This window comes from Alishewanella tabrizica, assembly GCF_014652375.1.
Taxonomy (GTDB): Bacteria; Pseudomonadota; Gammaproteobacteria; order Enterobacterales; family Alteromonadaceae; genus Alishewanella; species Alishewanella tabrizica.
Map to the genome: position 1 here is coordinate 165,611 of NZ_BMYR01000002.1, position 16,265 is coordinate 181,875.

Consider the following 16,265-nt stretch of genomic DNA (forward strand, 5'->3'; position numbering starts at 1 on the left):
TTTCAGATAAGTAACACTTACAGTGTCCAGCGCAGGCCGATCATGGCCACTAAGGGATCAATATTCACATCGACGCTTTGCACCGTGTTGCCGTTTACCCGGACATGCGCTGTCGTATCAATGTCAATTTTGCTCAGCATAAAATGAATACCCAGATTGTCGGATAGCTTGATATTCATCCCCGCTTGCACAGCTAAGCCCCAGGAATTTTTTAGTTTGATCGTTACCGGATCATTTGCACCTGCAGCGCCTAACGCCACTAAGGTAGAAACCAATTGCTCATCAGCTTCAGTATTAAAGAAATTAGTATAGTTAACGCCTAAACCAACGAACGGCTGAATATTGCTGTTACCTAAGTCAAAATAATATTGGCCTAATAAGGTAGGGGGTAAATGTTTTGTTTTGCCAATTTTTAAGCCATCGATAGCGCCATCACCAGTCATCTTGTGGGTGAAAGGTGTAGCAGCAATTAATTGTACCCCCCAATTCTTATCCAGTTTGTAATCGAAAGTTAAGCCCACCTGAGTATTATTATTTACTCTTACACCGGTAGATCCAGCGGGTAAGCCTGCCACAGTCTCGACAACGTTTAAGTTGCTACTGCTATCGCTGGGCATAACGCTAATAGCCCCGACGTTTACAGAAATATCGGCTTGAGCCGATGTTGCCAATAACCCCATACTTAACGAAATAACCGATAATAATGTTTTCATTTTTAGCCCCTTTAAGAAATTACGCCTATTGTGCGCGCACAGCACAAGAGTTCTTTGGGCTGGATCAATAAAGCCCACAGTGCAGTGGGCTTTTGGGTGTAAAAATTGTTTTATATCAATAAAGTTGCGTTAAATGTAAATAGGTTAAAACTGTTCTATTCGCTGTGGGCGCTCAATGCGTGAGGGACGGCTCACGTCTTGCCGCGGTATCTGCGGTTCCTGTTGTGGGCGACTTATTTGCTGCACACGTGATTGCACCGGTTGTTGGCTGCTCGGTTGAACCCGTTGTTCACGTTGCGGCCTTTGTGTAGATTGCGCGCCCGATTCAGGTTGTGGACGGCTAATTTGCAATGAACGTTGCTCACTCTGCGGCGGAGTGATTGGCTGTGGCCGTTGCTCAGCTTCAGTGCGCTGAGACAGCTGCCGCCGTTGTTCATATTGTGGCCGATTTGATTGTGGCGAGCGCTGCTGCACACGTTGCTGTGACTGCACTGTAGACTCCGGCGTCGTTATCGGCTGGGTCTGTTGTTCACGTTCAGTGTGTTGTGCTTGCCGTTCGCGCCGTTCAATACGTCGGCTGACAAAGGACGCCTCGCTAACCGGTGTAGCGGCTGGGCTTGTTTGGTTAGCGCGACCTTCAGCACGTTGCCTTTGCGCCTGTTGCCGTTGGCTAAATTGTGCTTCGCGTTGCTGACGTTGCATGTCACGATCTTGTCGCTGCGTTTCTCGCTCTAAACGTTCGGCTTCACGTTGCTGGCGCTGCGCATAGGCATCACGTTCATCACGACGTTGTGGGTTTTGTCTTAAACGACTATCAGCCGGTACTAAACGATTATCAGTGCGTAATTCATTGGCACGCTCTTCTGCATACTGCCGATCACGAGGTGCTTTGCTACGATCCTGTTGCGCATGACGACGATGCTCAGGGCGGCTGTCATAAAAATCGTGGCGATCACGCAATTCGCGGTGTTGATAATGCACGCCTCGGCGATGGTAATGATCGTGCTGCCAGCGTGAGGCATGATGGAAATGCTGCCGTTTCGGATAATAACGGGGCGGCGTGTAATGGTAATGATGATGAACAACCACATGCCGACGCTGCCAATCGAAAATACTAAAGTAGAACGATGGGCGGATATTAAAACCTGATCCCCAATAAAAAGTGACATTATTGCGATAACCTACCGGTTCATACCAATGTACTGGTGGATAGCTTGGCCACCACCAATTACCATACACCACACGCGTGTCATAGTAAGGTACATAAATCACTTCTCGCCGAGCAGGCTCAATCACAATAATTTCCCGCTCTCGCTCGACAACAACATGTTCCATTTTATTCAATGAACCCTGAGCGTAAGCGCGTTGCCGCAAGCGCTGAATACTGGCGAGTAAAGCAGGCTCGTTGCTGATAAAGGCCTCACCCAGTTGCTGGGTCCAGATAAGATCATCGTTTAATCTTTGCAGCAGCTGAGGAAAAGCTACTAGGGCTTGCACACTGGGATCCCAATCTTGATCACTGGCTGCTGCTACAGCGGCCTCACCTGATAGTCCAGGATTTTGCTCCAACCAGCGCGCGGCTTGGACGATTTCAAGAGGGTAGGTTGCTGCAATCAGTACATGGGTTAGTACGCTGTCAGGATATAACGCGATAGGCGCAAGCATTTGATCAAGTTCAGCGGCTTGCGTGTTTGTCACAGTGGTCTGATGTGGTTTTGCCGATGAGCAACCGCTAAGTAACAACAGCAGTGTTACTAGAAATAGTTGCGGTAAAGCACGAAAGACTTGCATAACCCCTCCTTACTAGCAATGTTAAAAACATTGCCGTGTCATGTATAGTGGATAAACACTATCGAATACACACTATATAGAGGGCTGTGGCTGAATAACAGCTGAACTTTGCTTAAGGTTTACACAAGCTTGAGACTTGTCTGGCGCGGCTAATCCAAATATCTTGCCCTTTTGTGCGCTTTTATTTGCTGGGTATCAACCAGTACCAGTCCATCAATGCAATCGGCAAAGTCAGGATCGGTACCAAAGGCTAAAAACTTAACACCTCCGGGTTCACATAATTCACTGTATTGCTTATACAAGGTTGGAATACTTAAGCCCATATTGGCCAGTAAATGCTTTAATTGCACAAAGTCTTCAGCGTAATGTGTGCCACTAAAGTGCCCCTGTAAGGTTTGTATAATAGATTGCGGTAGCTGATAAGGGCTATTTGAAATTGCCGTATGTTGATCATCATGAAAATAGAGCGAATAAAAATAGACCATCAAATCGCGCGCAGCTTTAGGATAACTATTTGATAAACTTACTCCACCAAATAAATAGCGCAGTTGCGGATTTAGGCGCAAATAGGCGCCAATGCCATACCATAAATAATCTAAGCTACGCTTCCCCCAGTAGCGAGGTTGTACAAAACTCCGACCTAGCTCTAGCCCTTGCGCTAAATAGGGTTGCATTTTGTCGCTGAACTGAAAAAGTGATGCGGTGTAAAGCCCTGATTGGCCATGCTCGGCCAAGGTTTTTGCTGTGTTTGCAAAACGATAGGCCCCGACAATTTCTAAATCTTCTTTGTCCCACAAAATTAGGTGTTGGTAATGGCTATCAAACCGATCAATATCGCGGCGTAAACCAGTGCCTTCGCCAACGGCGCGAAAGGCCAGTTCACGCAAACGGCCAATTTCACGCAAAATGGGAGAACTTTGTTGATGCTGATACAGATAAATTAATTTGCCATCACCGGTTTCGCCCAGTAGTTGACAGCCTTCAATGGCTTTCTTTAACACTTTACGCTCTTCAGGATGGGCTATAGCACTTTGTGTTTTAAATAATGCGGGTTTGTCTTTTGCCAAACGGTACAGGTGTTTTTTGAATAATTTAACTTTTGCAGGAAGTTCTAAAGACAGCGTACTGAAGCTATCGTAGGGGATTTGCTCGCCAATGCGCATGCTGATGGTTTTTTGTTTTTGTTTAAACATTTCTTTAACCAGCAAGATGCTGGAAAGTGGCTTATACAGCATGGACGCACTGTAAAATAATAACGAGTTACGGCCATCAATGTGTATCGGTAAAATAGGCGCATTGGCTTGTGTAGCAAAACGTAAAAAACCGCTGTGCCATTTACCATCACGAATACCATTGGGTTTTAAGCGTGATACCTCGCCTGCGGGAAATAAGATAAGGGCACCCTCATTCGCCAAGTGCTGCAAGATTGCATCTAGGCGGCGGCGCTCGGTACCACCCTGCATATTATTGACGGGTAATAAAAGGCTATGTAAGGGACTAATGGCCATAAGCAGTTGGTTGGCTAATACTTTTACATCGGGTCGAATATCACTGACTAATTTGAGTAGGGCTAAGCCATCTAAAGAGCCAATCGGATGATTAGCAATAATAATAACGCGGCCCGATGCCGGTATCCGTTCTAATTCATTATCACGTACTGCATAGCTGAAGTTAAAGTAATCCAGCACTTGCTCAACAAATTCTAATCCTTGCAGGTGAGGGTAGCGTGCAGTAAACGTTTGAAATTCTTGTTCATGTAGTAAATATCGCAATATCCCCTTTACGGGGCCGTATAACCATGGTTTGTCTGACACGGTTGGTAATTGCTGCTGAATCATGTGTTCGACATTTAACATAAGATAATTCCCCTGCACGTGTGCTTGTGTCAAGGCTAATGGCCAAGTATGACAATGCGGTGGCGCTTTTATGGCTTTTTTTTGAATCTGCAAGACAGGGTGTAATAGCGCTTGGCGAATCCTGTGGTGTCGGTAACAATACTAAGCTAGATCAATTTCTCAAACCTTAAGGAGATCAGGTGGCCATAGCGTTAATTATTCCCGATAGAAAGTTGGACGATTTACAATTACGGTTACAGCACGCTTTGCCCGATACCCGGATTGAAATATGGCCACACTTATCAGAGCCTGACGCCATTACATTTGCCGTGCTATGGAAGCAACCAGCGCACGTCGTGGCGGCATTACCTAATCTCACTGCATTGCAAAGTTTTGGTGCTGGCGTAGACGGTATTTTAGCGGATGACACTTTGCCGACGCTGCCGTTAGCCCGTATTGTCGATCCGGCCTTAACCGCAGCGATGTTGCAGTATCTTTCCGGAATAGAGAGTTATTACCGCTTACGACTTGATCGCTTTGCAAGGCAACAACAGCAACAGCGATGGCAACCCAAAAGCCCTCGACGGCTAACCACGTGTTGTGTGCTTGGTTTAGGTGAGCTGGGCACTGCCGCGGCGGTGCATTTTCAACAATTGGGCTATCAGGTTACAGGCTGGGCGAGAACAGCAAAAAATGTCCCTCATGTGCAGTGTTATGCGGGAGAGGATGAATTGCCGGCAGCCCTAGCCAATGCAGATATCGTGATCTGTTTGCTGCCGTTAACGCCGACGACAGATAACCTAATCAATGCCAAGGTTTTTGCGATGATGAAGCCGGGTGTGATTTTTGTTAATGTAGCACGTGGTGCTATTGTCGACGATGCTGCCTTATTGGCTGCACTAGACAGTGGGCAGGTGCAAGCGGCGTGTTTAGATGTTTTTCGACAAGAGCCTCTCCCCTCTGAACATAGGTTCTGGTCGCATCCTGCTATTTTTATTACGCCACATATTTCAGCCGTGACGCAAGTTGCCACTGTTGTCGCACAGATTGCTGAAAATTATCGACGAAGTCAGCAAGGTTTGCCGCTGTATAATCAAGTTGATCTGGTGCGGGGTTATTAAAAACGCGCGGCGACAGTATCGGCAAACATCGGGGCATTAACCCTGCAAGCGGGGTAGTCGTTTGTTACTAGTTACAACTGGTTAAAAATACAGCTATTGTAACTTAGCATTATCTTTATTACACTGATTTGGCTGATTATCTTAGAGGGTAGTGAGCGTTTTATAACAATAATAAAGTGGGTGAAGGAATATTTATGAGTAAAGCGTCCAATCGTGGTTTTGGCTTTACCACACTGGCCATTGCCGTTTTGGTTATGGCGTTATCAGCGTTTTTTACCAAGGCTGAAGCAATAGCGTGGTTGCTGTAAGTGCTGAAACTATAGACAATAAATAACTATAGAAAGGCACAAAAAGCCTAGCGCTATTTCTACTAAATAAAGGGCTGTAACAGCCCTTTATTTTTTGGTGTGACGCTCACGGTTTTCACGTTTCTGCTCAGCATTTTTTTGCAGTAATACATAGGTCGCGTTATAACTACCATGCTGGCGCTGGGCGGTGTGAGCGGCTAATACCTCACTAAAACTGGGTAACCATTTAAACACGTAACTGCGTAAAATAGCAGGATGCGGTTTGCTATTCCTGCCCATGCCGTGTTGTATCAGTAAGGTTCTAACGCCGCGTTGATGACAATCGGTAATAAACTGTTGCAATTGACTACGCGCTTCTTGCAAGGTTTTACCCAGGAGATTGAGTGTGGCATCACACTGATATTTACCTAGCCGTAAATTTCGGTAAACCCCTTGTTGGACGCCATCTTTGCAGTAGGCAAACACATCGTCAGGCTTAACTAAATCAACGTATTCCATACTTAAATAGTGCGCATCGTATTCCATCTCGAGCTCTGCAGCTTTGCGTCTGGCCTGTTGCGCTAAGGTTGGGCTAAATTCGCCACCTTGCAACAAAACGGCATCTTGCGATAAGGGTTTTACATCGGCTATTTCTTGTAAAAACAACTCAAAATCGTCATGTTGCATGCCATACTCCAATAGGTACTACTAGCCCAAGGCGATCACTAGTATACCGCGCCGTAAGCGTTGGCAAAAGTAACTTATTCGGCTTGCGTGCTTAGCTTCACCGCAGCGTCGGGTTGATGCGTCGCACGCTGCGCTTTTCTGCGGGCGCTGGCAAAGCGTAATAAGTAATACGCGTTAATCAGCAAAACTAACAGGTTAGAGATCACCCCTTGTGGGATGGCGATATGGCTGTAGTAAACAAATAACAGGCTACAACCTATTAATGTAGCTAATCGTAGCCAAAAAACATCTTTAATAAAAAAGGCGCCGATGCAGATGGTTAAACCAACCCAGCTAATAATGTCGTAGATCAGATTTTCCATGCTAAAGCTCCTAGGGCGCGGTGTTTAATTGCGCGCATTATGAGCAGTGTAGAGCCTTTACTCAACTGAGTAATATTGCTGATTTCAGATTAGAATTTTTAATGGATGTAAGAATGCTGTCATATCGCGCGCCCTGCTATAATAAACCTGTCTTAACAGGGCGCGTTGCTCATTTACTTTGGTGTTATCGTATCGTTACTGACGAAGATTTACTTGGCTGTTGGCAATTTCCCGCGTCATAATTAACCACGCCTCGAGATTTTGACGTAATGCTGCAGGATCAATTTTATCCAATGTATCGTTAGGGGTATGGTGATAATCAAAGTAATCAGTACCATCTTGCATGAGGCTCGCAACAGGAACGCCTTGAGCTTTTAATATAGAGACATCAGGGCCGCCTGAGGCGGTATTTGGCCCCATGGCAATGCCCAGAGGTGCTAATTTCTTTTGTAACTCGCGAGCGAAGGTTAATGCTTGTTCTCCCATGCCGGTATCAAAGCGCCAGATACGTCCAGCGCCAAAATCAGATTCTGAGGCAAAAACGTGGTTTGCTAACTGTTGATGATGCCGCGCAGCATAAGCTCTAGCACCAATTAAGCCGCCTTCTTCATTCCCAAACAATACCACCCGAATTGTCCGTTCTGGTTTTTCTTGTTTTAAGAGCGCTGCGGTTGCCATCACTAATCCCACACCCGCACCATCATCCAGTGCGCCTGTACCTTCATCCCATGAATCAAGGTGAGCGCTAATCAATACGATTTCGTCTGGTCGTTTGCTGCCGGTAATCTCAGCAATGACATTATGACTGGTGACCGTACCCGGTAAATTATTGTTCATTTGCAAACTCAGCGTGAGTTCGGGATTAATGACCAGCATTTTGCTGAGCTGCTGGGCATCAGGAACAGAAATGGCTGCAGCGGGGATCCGAGGCACACCGTCTTCATAGCGCATTTGACCAGTATGCGCAAAACGATTATTACTGCTACCTACCGAGCGGATAATGATGGCTTTTGCGCCGAGTTTTGCCGCTTCAACTGCCCCACGCGCTCGGCCTCCGACGACTTGCCCATAAAATCCCCCGCGAATATCCCGCTCCAGTGCATGATTAATAAACACTATGCGATCTTGCACATCGGCTTTATTGGCTTGGATCAGGTCCTCTAACGTATTAAACATGACAACTTGGCTGCTGATGCCATCAAACGGTGTACCCACTGAACCGCCCAAGGCCGTGACCACAAGCGATTGGTTAAAGGGTGCGGCGACAGTGAGTTTTGCTGCGCCACGCTCCCAGTACAGCATGTCAAACGGTTCTCGCCAGACTTTATCAAAGCCTAACTGCTGCAAGCGTTGTTCCGCCCATACTACAGAACGTAGATCGGCTTCGGTGCCCGCAAGCCGGGGACCAATTTCGACTGTTAATGATTCTACCAAATGATAGGCTAAATCTTTGTCGAGTTTTAATGTCTCAGCCTGCACATTCAGGCTAAAAGCTGCTAGTATAAATGTTAACCCTAATCTCATAGTATTTTTTGCGCCTAAATGAGTGCCCTAAAATAGGGCTTAAAATAAGAATCTAACATGTTTATCAGCGATACCCAACTGGATTAACGTGTTTGTGGTACGCTTTAATACAGCAATTTTTACCCCGTTAACGCCCTGGCAATTGAATAGAGCCAGAACGCCAACAAGGAGCCGCTTCAAGGATGCAAGCACATCAGCAAGACACTTTACTGCCTAATACTCCCACTTTCCCCCTTAGTGCACTGGTTGTAGACGATACGCCCGCTATAAGATTGTATCTGAAGCGAATTTTACAGGAATTAGGCATCAGCCAAGTCTTTGAAGCTGCCGATGGCGTGAGTGCTGAGGCGATCTATCTTCAGCATCAGCCGCAGTTTGTTTTTTTAGACATTCAGCTGCCAGACATAAATGGTAAGGTACTGTTAGAACGATTCCGGCTTTTTGAGCAAACATCGCATATTTTTATGATTTCAGCGTATTCCAGTGTGGATAACCTGAAAGCGGCGGTTGCCGGTGGTGCCCAGGCGTTTGTGGTTAAACCTTTTACAGCAGAACGGATCTCTAACCTGGTGCAACCTTTATTGTAAATGAGGGTCATAGCGGACTGGACATTATCTTATGGTGATGGTGCCAGAGTATTTTCAGTTAAGTTAAGCGGTGTACAACATGAATTTAGAAGATATGCTGAAAAATTCAGCAGAGGCCGTAAAGTTACTTAAAGCGGTTTCTAATGAGCGCAGATTAATTATTTTATGCCATCTGCTTGAAGGTGAAATGTCGGTAGGCGAGATTAATGAAAAGCTAGATTTAAGTCAGTCGGCTTTATCACAGCATCTGGCATTGTTACGGCGGCACAAGTTGGTAAAAACACGCAAAGAGGCTCAAACGGTGTTTTATACGTTAAACAGTGCTGAGGCCGAATCGTTAATTGCCTTGTTACACAAATTGTATTGCCAAAAATAAGTTTTTGGTTCGTTAGCTTGTTGGGATTATGTGTGTGGAATTTAGGGTAGCGTGATAGCTCGTGGTTACCGCTGCCCTTAAATATAAAGAATATCAATAATTGCAGAATGTTACCTAAAATTTGCAAGAATTGGTACAAACAAAAAAGCCAGCGTTAGCTGGCTTTTTTGTTTGTTGCTGTCAATTAAGCAGTTTTTAACGCTTTTACATGGGCGTTTAAACGCGCTTTATGACGAGCTGCTTTGTTCTTATGGATCAGACCTTTGGCCGCCATACGATCAATAACAGGTACCATTTTGTTGAACGCTTCCTGAGAAGCTACTGCGTCAGCAGTTAATACTGCTGCGTAGGTTTTCTTGATGAAAGTACGCATCATAGAACGTTGACTGGCGTTTTGCTGACGACGTTTTTCTGATTGTATTGCGCGCTTCTTAGCAGACTTAATGTTAGCCAAGGTAACACTCCTAAAAACTAAAACCGGACTCTTTAAAGGCCGCATAATATGCCTATTTACTGTGCCATTGTCAAATGCTTTCCGCGAAAAGGCGAGGAATTAAATTAGGTTTACTACTGGCTATTCGTTGGCTTAACGGGTGAAAATAGCGGTGGGACCATTTAAGGAGCTTGGTGTGTCAGGAAAATTATTAAAATCGGGCTTAATTGTCAGCTTTATGACGTTGCTATCCAGAATAATGGGGTTGGTACGTGATGTAGTGGTGGCAAATTTTGTGGGGGCGGGTGCTGCAGCAGATGTGTTTTTTTTCGCCAATCGGATACCAAATTTTTTACGCCGTTTATTCGCTGAGGGGGCCTTTTCGCAAGCTTTTGTCCCAGTATTAAGCGAAGTAAAAGCTAAGCATGGCGACGATGCAGTTCGAGAATTAATTGCTAAAGTGGCAGGTACCTTAGGGGTGATTGTGACGATAGTCACCATTTTTGCAGTGATTGCATCACCGTTAATTGCACTGTTGTTTGGTATGGGCTGGTTTATTGAATGGCTGAACGATGGCCCCGATGCGCATAAATTTGAGATGGCGAGTGTGATGTTAAAAATCACCTTTCCCTATTTGTGGTTTATTTCTTTGGTGGCGTTTAGTGGCGCAATTTTAAATACCTATAACAAATTTGCGGTCGCGGCTTTTACGCCGGTATTTTTAAATATTGCCATTATTGCCAGTGCTGTGTATTTAGCCCCCACGTTGCAAGAACCCTCTTTAGCCCTTGCTTGGGGGGTATTTATAGGGGGAGCAGTGCAATTACTTTTTCAATTGCCCTTTTTAGCAAAAGCGGGATTTTTGGTGATGCCGCGTTGGAGCTGGCGCGATGAAAATGTGACTAAAATTAGAACGTTAATGCTACCTGCTTTGTTTGGCGTATCGGTAAGTCAAATCAATTTGTTGTTGGATACTGTAATCGCCTCATTTTTAGTTACCGGTGCAGTAAGTTGGTTGTATTATTCGGATCGTTTAATTGAGTTCCCTCTCGGTTTATTTGGTATCGCCATTGCTACGGTGATCCTCCCGAATTTATCGCGCCATCACGCCAGTGCCGACGCGAGCAAGTTTGCCGCGACGATAGATTGGGCGTTACGTTTTGTTGCCATGTTTGGCTTGCCGGCGATGTTAGCCTTAATGGTGCTGGCACAGCCAATCATTACCGTACTTTTTATGCGTGGAGAATTTACGCCACACGATGTTTTGATGGTCTCGTACAGTTTAATTGCTTATGCTTGCGGTTTGTTAAGTTACATGCTGATTAAAGTCTTAGCACCCGGTTTTTATGCTCGGCAAGATATCAAAACGCCCGTTCGCATTGGGATTATTGCCATGGTAGCCAATATGGTGATGAATTTACTGCTCGCCCCTTTTATGAGTTACGTGGGCTTAGCATTAGCTACGGCACTGTCTGCTAGCTTAAATGCCTATTTGTTGTATCGTGGCTTGCGGTTAAGTGGGGTATATCAATTAAGTCGTCGCAGTATCGTGTTTTTACTTAAGTTTGCCTTAGCAAGTTTGCTCATGGCTGCTGCGTTGTACTATTTTAGTCCAGCGTTATCGGTTTGGACAGCGCTTACGCTCGGTCAGCAAATGCTAAAATTAAGCTTACTATGCGGTGGCGCTGTAGTGGGGTATTTTGTATTGCTATTGTTGTTAGGGATAAGACTTGCCGATTTTAAAGCAAAAACTATTGCTGAAAGCCAAGGGTGAACGGGGTATAATGTGAGGTTTATAAACAGTAGTCGGCAAAGTGTAAGGCAGGCATGGAGTTAATTCGCGGTATCCATAACATCGTTCCTCGGCATCAAGGCTGTGTGTTAACTATTGGTAATTTTGATGGCGTGCATTTAGGACATCAAGCCGTTTTAGCGCAGGTTAAGCAATTAGCGCAGGCAAAGAACTTACCTACTTGTGTCATGGTGTTTGAACCACAGCCTCTTGAACTGTTCATGGGCAATGCGGCGCCAGCCAGAATTAGCCGATTTCGCGAAAAGTATCAGGCTTTAGCTGCACTGGGCATTGATCGGTTGCTGTGTGTAGGGTTTAATCGTGCTTTTGCGGGGCAAGCTCCCGAGCAGTTTATTGAAGAGTTGTTGTTAAAAAAGCTGGGTGTTAAGCATTTGATTGTGGGCGACGACTTTCAATTTGGTAAAAACCGTAGCGGTGATTTTGCCTTGCTAAATCAGGCTGCTCAACACTTTGGTTTTGGTTTAAATAGCACCTCGAGCTTGAAATTGGGCGAGCAGCGTGTGAGCAGTACGCTGATTCGTCAAGCGTTGGAACAGGATCAACTGCCTTTGGCACATAGCATGTTAGGGCGGCCCTTTACCTTAACGGGCCGGGTGCGACACGGCCGTAAATTGGGGCGTGATTTGGGATTTCCGACAGCAAATGTGTGGTTATACCGGCGCAAATTGCCTGTTTCTGGTGTGTATGCTATCAGTGCCCGCACCTGTTATGGTGAATTTTCAGGCGTGGCCAATATTGGCAACCGGCCAACTGTGCAGGGCGTACGTGAACAGCTAGAAGCGCACTTATTTGATTTTAACCAAGATTTATATGGCACTCAGATTGAGGTTGTGTTGCGGCACAAACTAAGAGCAGAGCAACGCTTTGCCAGTCTAGATGCGTTAAAACAGCAGATTGCTGCGGATGCGGCAGCTGCTAAGCAGTATTTTAGTCAACAGCTTATGCTGTTGAACGCACTCACTTAATGGAACCGAACCGGATGAGCGATTACAAGCATACCTTGAATTTACCTGAAACCGCCTTTGCCATGCGTGCCAATCTGGCACAGCGCGAGCCACAAATGCTAAAAGCGTGGACCGACGCCGATTTATATGGCCAGATCCGTGCGGCCAAGAAAGGTAAAAAAACGTTTATTTTGCATGATGGCCCTCCTTACGCTAACGGTAATATTCACATTGGTCATGCCGTAAATAAAATCTTAAAAGATATTATTGTGAAAGCGAAAACCTTATCAGATTTTGACGCCCCCTATGTCCCTGGGTGGGATTGTCACGGTTTACCTATTGAATTGGTTGTAGAAAAAAAATATGGCAAACCGGGTGTTAAATTAACACCAGCCGAGTTTCGGCAAAAATGCCGTGATTATGCTTTAACACAAATTGATGCGCAGCGTACCGACTTTATTCGCCTTGGCGTCCTCGGTGATTGGGATAAACCTTATCGCACGATGGATTTTGATACTGAAGCCAATATTATTCGCAGCCTAGGAAAGATCATCAGTAACGGACACTTATTGCAAGGCTTTAAGCCGGTGCATTGGTGTACTGATTGTGGCTCAGCGTTAGCGGAAGCTGAAGTAGAATATCAAGATAAGATATCGCCTGCGATTGATGTCAGATTTGCTGTCGTTGACGCGGCAGTGGCAGATAAGTTTGATCATCCGGCAGATCACAGTGGTCAAGGGCCTATTTCGGTAGTGATTTGGACCACAACGCCTTGGACGATTCCGGCTAACCGTGCGGTTGCGCTTAATGCCGCTATTAGTTATAGCTTAGTGCAAGTAGAACAAGGCCCAAATGGTGCTGAGCGTTTAATTATTGCCACAGATCTGGTCAAAGAAGTCATGGCACGCGCTAATATTGAGCATTACCATGCCTTAGGATTTTGTTTGGGCGCGGCCTTAGATTTAGTGCAATTACGGCATCCGCTTTACGACTACACGGTGCCCGTTGTGTTGGGTGAGCATGTGACCACTGATTCAGGCACCGGTTGTGTGCATACCGCACCCGGTCATGGTCAGGAAGACTTTGTCGTCGGGCAGAAATATGGTTTAGAAGTAGCTAATCCAGTAGGGGCCAATGGCGTTTATTTACCCGATACGCCTTTATTTGCTGGTCAGCATGTGTTTAAAGCCAACGATACTGTGGTTGAAGCGTTAAAAGAGGCCGGTGCGTTATTAGTGCATAAAGCCTACAAACACAGTTACCCGCATTGCTGGCGTCACAAAACGCCCATTATCTTCCGCGCAACGCCACAATGGTTTATTAGCATGGAACAGCAAGGGTTGCGCCAAACCTCACTAGCACAAATAGAACAAACGCGCTGGATCCCGGATTGGGGCCAACAGCGTATTGAAAATATGGTGGCAGGACGGCCTGATTGGTGTATCTCACGTCAGCGTACTTGGGGCGTTCCAATAGCGTTATTTGTGGATAAAGATACTAGCGCATTGCATCCTGATACGGCCAATTTAATCGAACACGTGGCTAAACGCGTGGAACAAGGCGGTATTCAAGCGTGGTTTGATTTAGATGCTACTGAGCTTTTAGGGGCAGATGCAGCGCAGTATATTAAAGTCACTGATACCTTAGATGTCTGGTTTGATTCTGGGGTCACCCATGCTGCGGTAGTCGATGCTCGTCCCGAATTTCAGGGGGCTAAGCAAATCGATCTGTATTTGGAAGGCTCGGATCAACATCGTGGTTGGTTTATGTCGTCGTTAATGACGGGCGTAAGCACAAAAGGGATTGCACCTTATAAACAAGTACTAACGCATGGCTTTACCGTTGATGGCGAAGGACGCAAGATGTCTAAGTCGTTGGGTAATGTGGTTTCGCCCCAAGATGTGATGAACAAGCTTGGTGCCGATATTCTACGTTTATGGGTGGCTACAACCGATTACACCTCAGAAATGACTGTATCGGATGAGATCCTAAACCGTGCTGCCGACAAGTATCGTCGTATCCGTAATACGGCACGCTTTTTACTGGCGAACTTAACAGGCTTTGATCCCGCAAAAGATTTATTACCCTTTAATCAATTGGTTGAGCTAGATCTTTGGGTAGTGAATCGTGCGGCGCAGTTACAACAAGAAATTGTTGAGGCGTACGATAATTATCAGTTCCATCAAGTCAGTCAAAAGCTGATGAATTTCTGCACGGTAGAATTGGGGAGCTTTTACTTAGATGTTATCAAAGATCGTCAATATACCGCCCACAAAGAGAGTCAGGCCCGACGCAGTTGTCAAACCGCGTTGTACCATATCGCGCAAGCCATGGTGCGTTGGATGGCACCCATTATGAGCTTTACGGCACAAGAGATTTGGGAAGCCTTACCGGGTCAACAAACGCCCTTTGTGTTTACTGACGTTTGGTATGACGGTTTTGCGGGTATCCCTTCGGGTAAATTAAATGACGCCTTTTGGCAGCAATTATTACACGTGCGTGATGAAGTAAATAAAGTGCTGGAAAGTGCCCGCCGTGACGAAAAGTTAGGCGCGTCTTTGCAAGCCGAAGTCACGTTATACGCTGCACCAGAACTGGCCTCGGCACTCGACAGATTAGGCGATGAGCTGCGTTTTGTATTAATAACGTCAACTGCGAAAGTGAGTACAGACACGCCAGATACGGCGGCAGTGGCAACTGACATTAAAGGATTAAAGGTGCTGGTGTCGGCGTCAACGGCGGCTAAGTGTGAGCGTTGTTGGCATCATCGTCATGATGTGGGTGCGGATAGCGCGAATCCGGGGATCTGTTTGCGCTGCGTAAGTAATGTTAGTGGTGAGGGTGAAACGAGGGAATTTGCGTAATGCCGTTATTTCAACAAACAGCGTGGCGTTGGTGGTGGCTAGTGCTGCTCCTTATCGTGGTTGATCAGGTAACTAAACAACTGGTTCATCAGCAAATGGCTTTAGGCGACTCCATTGATTTGTTGCCCTTTTTTAATCTTACCTATGTGCGAAATTATGGGGCGGCTTTTTCCTTTTTAAGTGATTCCGGTGGTTGGCAGCGTTGGTTCTTTACCGGTATTGCAGTGGTGATGAGTGTGGTGATTGCCGTTTGGATGAGCCGGCTTAATCTGCAGCAAACCAAGCTAGGCATTGCATTAAGTTTGATTTTGGCTGGTGCAATAGGTAATTTAATTGATCGTAGTATCTATGGTTATGTGATTGATTTTTTTCATGTGTATTACCAAAGCTGGCATTATCCGGTATTTAATATTGCTGATTCAGTGATCTGTATTGGTGCGGCACTGCTAATTTGGGATAGTTTTAGTGATGATGCCGGAGTCAAAAAATGAGTGAACAACAGGTGATTAACGACCGCAGTACCGTCGTATTTCATTTTGATATTAAGCTGTCTGACGGCAGTGCCGCTGAAAGCACGCGTGTACACAACAAACCAGCAAAGCTACAAATGGGGGATGGTAGCTTATCGCCCGCGTTTGAAGCTGAGTTATTAGGATTAACCATTGGTGCCAAGAAAACCTTTACCTTAGCCCCTGAGGATGCCTATGGTATGCCTAACCCAGATAATATCTACTATGTGGATCGGAGTAAGTTCTCTGCTGATGCGCCAGCCAAAGTGGGTGCAATCATTGGGTTTGGTATGCCTGATGGTTCAGAGTTACCGGGGTTAGTACGTGAAGTAGTAGGTGACTCAGTCACGGTCGATTTTAATCATCCACTGGCAGGGCAAACCCTGACCTTTAATGTGGAAATTGTACAGGTAAGCTAG

At 45.8% G+C, this 16,265-nt stretch carries 15 protein-coding genes; 8 read left to right on the forward strand and 7 right to left on the reverse strand.

The genetic code is table 11. The features are described from left to right. Nucleotides 1-17: 17 nt before the first annotated feature. From IE070_RS03140 to olsF, 3 genes are all read right to left on the reverse strand, one after another. The gene (locus IE070_RS03140) at nucleotides 18-713 is read right to left on the reverse strand and encodes an OmpW/AlkL family protein (RefSeq protein WP_189480382.1); all 696 of its coding nucleotides are present in this window, start codon (nucleotides 711-713) and stop codon (nucleotides 18-20) included. 144 nt (nucleotides 714-857) lie between these two features. Further along, nucleotides 858-2,504 carry a DUF3300 domain-containing protein gene (locus tag IE070_RS03145; RefSeq protein ID WP_189480384.1) on the reverse strand — a complete coding sequence of 549 codons (1,647 nt, stop codon included), beginning with the start codon at nucleotides 2,502-2,504 and terminating at the stop codon, nucleotides 858-860. Between the two features lie 149 nt (nucleotides 2,505-2,653). Beyond that, a complete protein-coding gene (olsF, locus tag IE070_RS03150) occupies nucleotides 2,654-4,360 on the reverse strand; it encodes a bifunctional ornithine lipid synthase OlsF (protein WP_189480385.1) in 1,707 nt (568 codons plus the stop codon). A 179-nt stretch (nucleotides 4,361-4,539) separates the two neighbouring features. Between olsF and IE070_RS03155 the strand changes: the two genes are divergently transcribed. Continuing rightward, a complete protein-coding gene (locus tag IE070_RS03155; RefSeq protein WP_189480387.1) occupies nucleotides 4,540-5,460 on the forward strand; it encodes a 2-hydroxyacid dehydrogenase in 921 nt (306 codons plus the stop codon). A gap of 395 nt (nucleotides 5,461-5,855) precedes the next feature. Here the strand turns inward: IE070_RS03155 and smrA are convergent, their stop codons facing one another. The 3 genes from smrA to IE070_RS03170 form a co-directional block, all read right to left on the reverse strand. Continuing rightward, the gene (gene smrA, locus IE070_RS03160; RefSeq protein WP_189480389.1) at nucleotides 5,856-6,434 is read right to left on the reverse strand and encodes a DNA endonuclease SmrA; all 579 of its coding nucleotides are present in this window, start codon (nucleotides 6,432-6,434) and stop codon (nucleotides 5,856-5,858) included. Between the two features lie 74 nt (nucleotides 6,435-6,508). Continuing rightward, nucleotides 6,509-6,796, reverse strand: a complete 288-nt coding sequence (locus tag IE070_RS03165; protein WP_189480390.1) for a hypothetical protein — start codon at nucleotides 6,794-6,796, stop codon at nucleotides 6,509-6,511. Nucleotides 6,797-6,991: 195 nt separating this feature from the next. After that, nucleotides 6,992-8,320 carry a M20/M25/M40 family metallo-hydrolase gene (locus IE070_RS03170; RefSeq protein WP_189480393.1) on the reverse strand — a complete coding sequence of 443 codons (1,329 nt, stop codon included), beginning with the start codon at nucleotides 8,318-8,320 and terminating at the stop codon, nucleotides 6,992-6,994. Nucleotides 8,321-8,502: 182 nt separating this feature from the next. Here IE070_RS03170 and IE070_RS03175 point away from each other — a divergent pair, with 182 nt between their 5' ends. Both IE070_RS03175 and IE070_RS03180 read left to right on the forward strand, forming a co-directional pair. Continuing rightward, nucleotides 8,503-8,907 (forward strand): response regulator, encoded by a 405-nt coding sequence (locus IE070_RS03175; protein WP_189480395.1) that lies wholly within the window; start codon nucleotides 8,503-8,505, stop codon nucleotides 8,905-8,907. 79 nt (nucleotides 8,908-8,986) lie between these two features. Then, nucleotides 8,987-9,283, forward strand: coding sequence for an ArsR/SmtB family transcription factor (locus IE070_RS03180; protein WP_189480397.1), 297 nt, complete (start codon nucleotides 8,987-8,989; stop codon nucleotides 9,281-9,283). A 184-nt stretch (nucleotides 9,284-9,467) separates the two neighbouring features. Here IE070_RS03180 and rpsT read toward each other — a convergent pair whose 3' ends face one another. Continuing rightward, nucleotides 9,468-9,737, reverse strand: a complete 270-nt coding sequence (gene rpsT, locus IE070_RS03185) for a 30S ribosomal protein S20 (protein WP_189480399.1) — start codon at nucleotides 9,735-9,737, stop codon at nucleotides 9,468-9,470. Nucleotides 9,738-9,912: 175 nt separating this feature from the next. On the opposite strand from rpsT, the gene murJ reads away from it, so the two are divergent. From murJ to fkpB, 5 genes are read left to right on the forward strand one after another with little or no spacing between them, the layout of a single operon-like run. After that, the gene (gene murJ, locus IE070_RS03190) at nucleotides 9,913-11,490 is read left to right on the forward strand and encodes a murein biosynthesis integral membrane protein MurJ (RefSeq protein WP_189480400.1); all 1,578 of its coding nucleotides are present in this window, start codon (nucleotides 9,913-9,915) and stop codon (nucleotides 11,488-11,490) included. 53 nt (nucleotides 11,491-11,543) lie between these two features. Continuing rightward, nucleotides 11,544-12,494 carry a bifunctional riboflavin kinase/FAD synthetase gene (gene ribF / locus IE070_RS03195; RefSeq protein WP_189480402.1) on the forward strand — a complete coding sequence of 317 codons (951 nt, stop codon included), beginning with the start codon at nucleotides 11,544-11,546 and terminating at the stop codon, nucleotides 12,492-12,494. A 14-nt stretch (nucleotides 12,495-12,508) separates the two neighbouring features. Next, nucleotides 12,509-15,337, forward strand: a complete 2,829-nt coding sequence (gene ileS, locus IE070_RS03200) for an isoleucine--tRNA ligase (protein WP_189480404.1) — start codon at nucleotides 12,509-12,511, stop codon at nucleotides 15,335-15,337. Then, nucleotides 15,337-15,828 (forward strand): signal peptidase II, encoded by a 492-nt coding sequence (lspA, locus tag IE070_RS03205; protein ID WP_189480406.1) that lies wholly within the window; start codon nucleotides 15,337-15,339, stop codon nucleotides 15,826-15,828. The genes ileS and lspA overlap by 1 nt, the downstream gene beginning before the upstream one ends. Then, nucleotides 15,825-16,265: an FKBP-type peptidyl-prolyl cis-trans isomerase gene (gene fkpB / locus IE070_RS03210; protein WP_189480407.1), complete on the forward strand. Its 441-nt coding sequence runs from the start codon at nucleotides 15,825-15,827 to the stop codon at nucleotides 16,263-16,265. The genes lspA and fkpB overlap by 4 nt, the downstream gene beginning before the upstream one ends.

Bases quoted from the DNA above. Each gene is read 5' to 3' on its own strand.
- IE070_RS03140 (WP_189480382.1), bottom strand. From the start codon at position 713: ATGAAAACATTATTATCGGTTATTTCGTTAAGTATGGGGTTATTGGCA.
- IE070_RS03145 (WP_189480384.1), bottom strand. From the start codon at position 2,504: ATGCAAGTCTTTCGTGCTTTACCGCAACTATTTCTAGTAACACTGCTG.
- olsF (WP_189480385.1), bottom strand. From the start codon at position 4,360: ATGTTAAATGTCGAACACATGATTCAGCAGCAATTACCAACCGTGTCA.
- smrA (WP_189480389.1), bottom strand. From the start codon at position 6,434: ATGCAACATGACGATTTTGAGTTGTTTTTACAAGAAATAGCCGATGTA.
- IE070_RS03165 (WP_189480390.1), bottom strand. From the start codon at position 6,796: ATGGAAAATCTGATCTACGACATTATTAGCTGGGTTGGTTTAACCATC.
- IE070_RS03170 (WP_189480393.1), bottom strand. From the start codon at position 8,320: ATGAGATTAGGGTTAACATTTATACTAGCAGCTTTTAGCCTGAATGTG.
- IE070_RS03175 (WP_189480395.1), top strand. From the start codon at position 8,503: ATGCAAGCACATCAGCAAGACACTTTACTGCCTAATACTCCCACTTTC.
- IE070_RS03180 (WP_189480397.1), top strand. From the start codon at position 8,987: ATGAATTTAGAAGATATGCTGAAAAATTCAGCAGAGGCCGTAAAGTTA.
- ribF (WP_189480402.1), top strand. From the start codon at position 11,544: ATGGAGTTAATTCGCGGTATCCATAACATCGTTCCTCGGCATCAAGGC.
- ileS (WP_189480404.1), top strand. From the start codon at position 12,509: ATGAGCGATTACAAGCATACCTTGAATTTACCTGAAACCGCCTTTGCC.
- lspA (WP_189480406.1), top strand. From the start codon at position 15,337: ATGCCGTTATTTCAACAAACAGCGTGGCGTTGGTGGTGGCTAGTGCTG.
- fkpB (WP_189480407.1), top strand. From the start codon at position 15,825: ATGAGTGAACAACAGGTGATTAACGACCGCAGTACCGTCGTATTTCAT.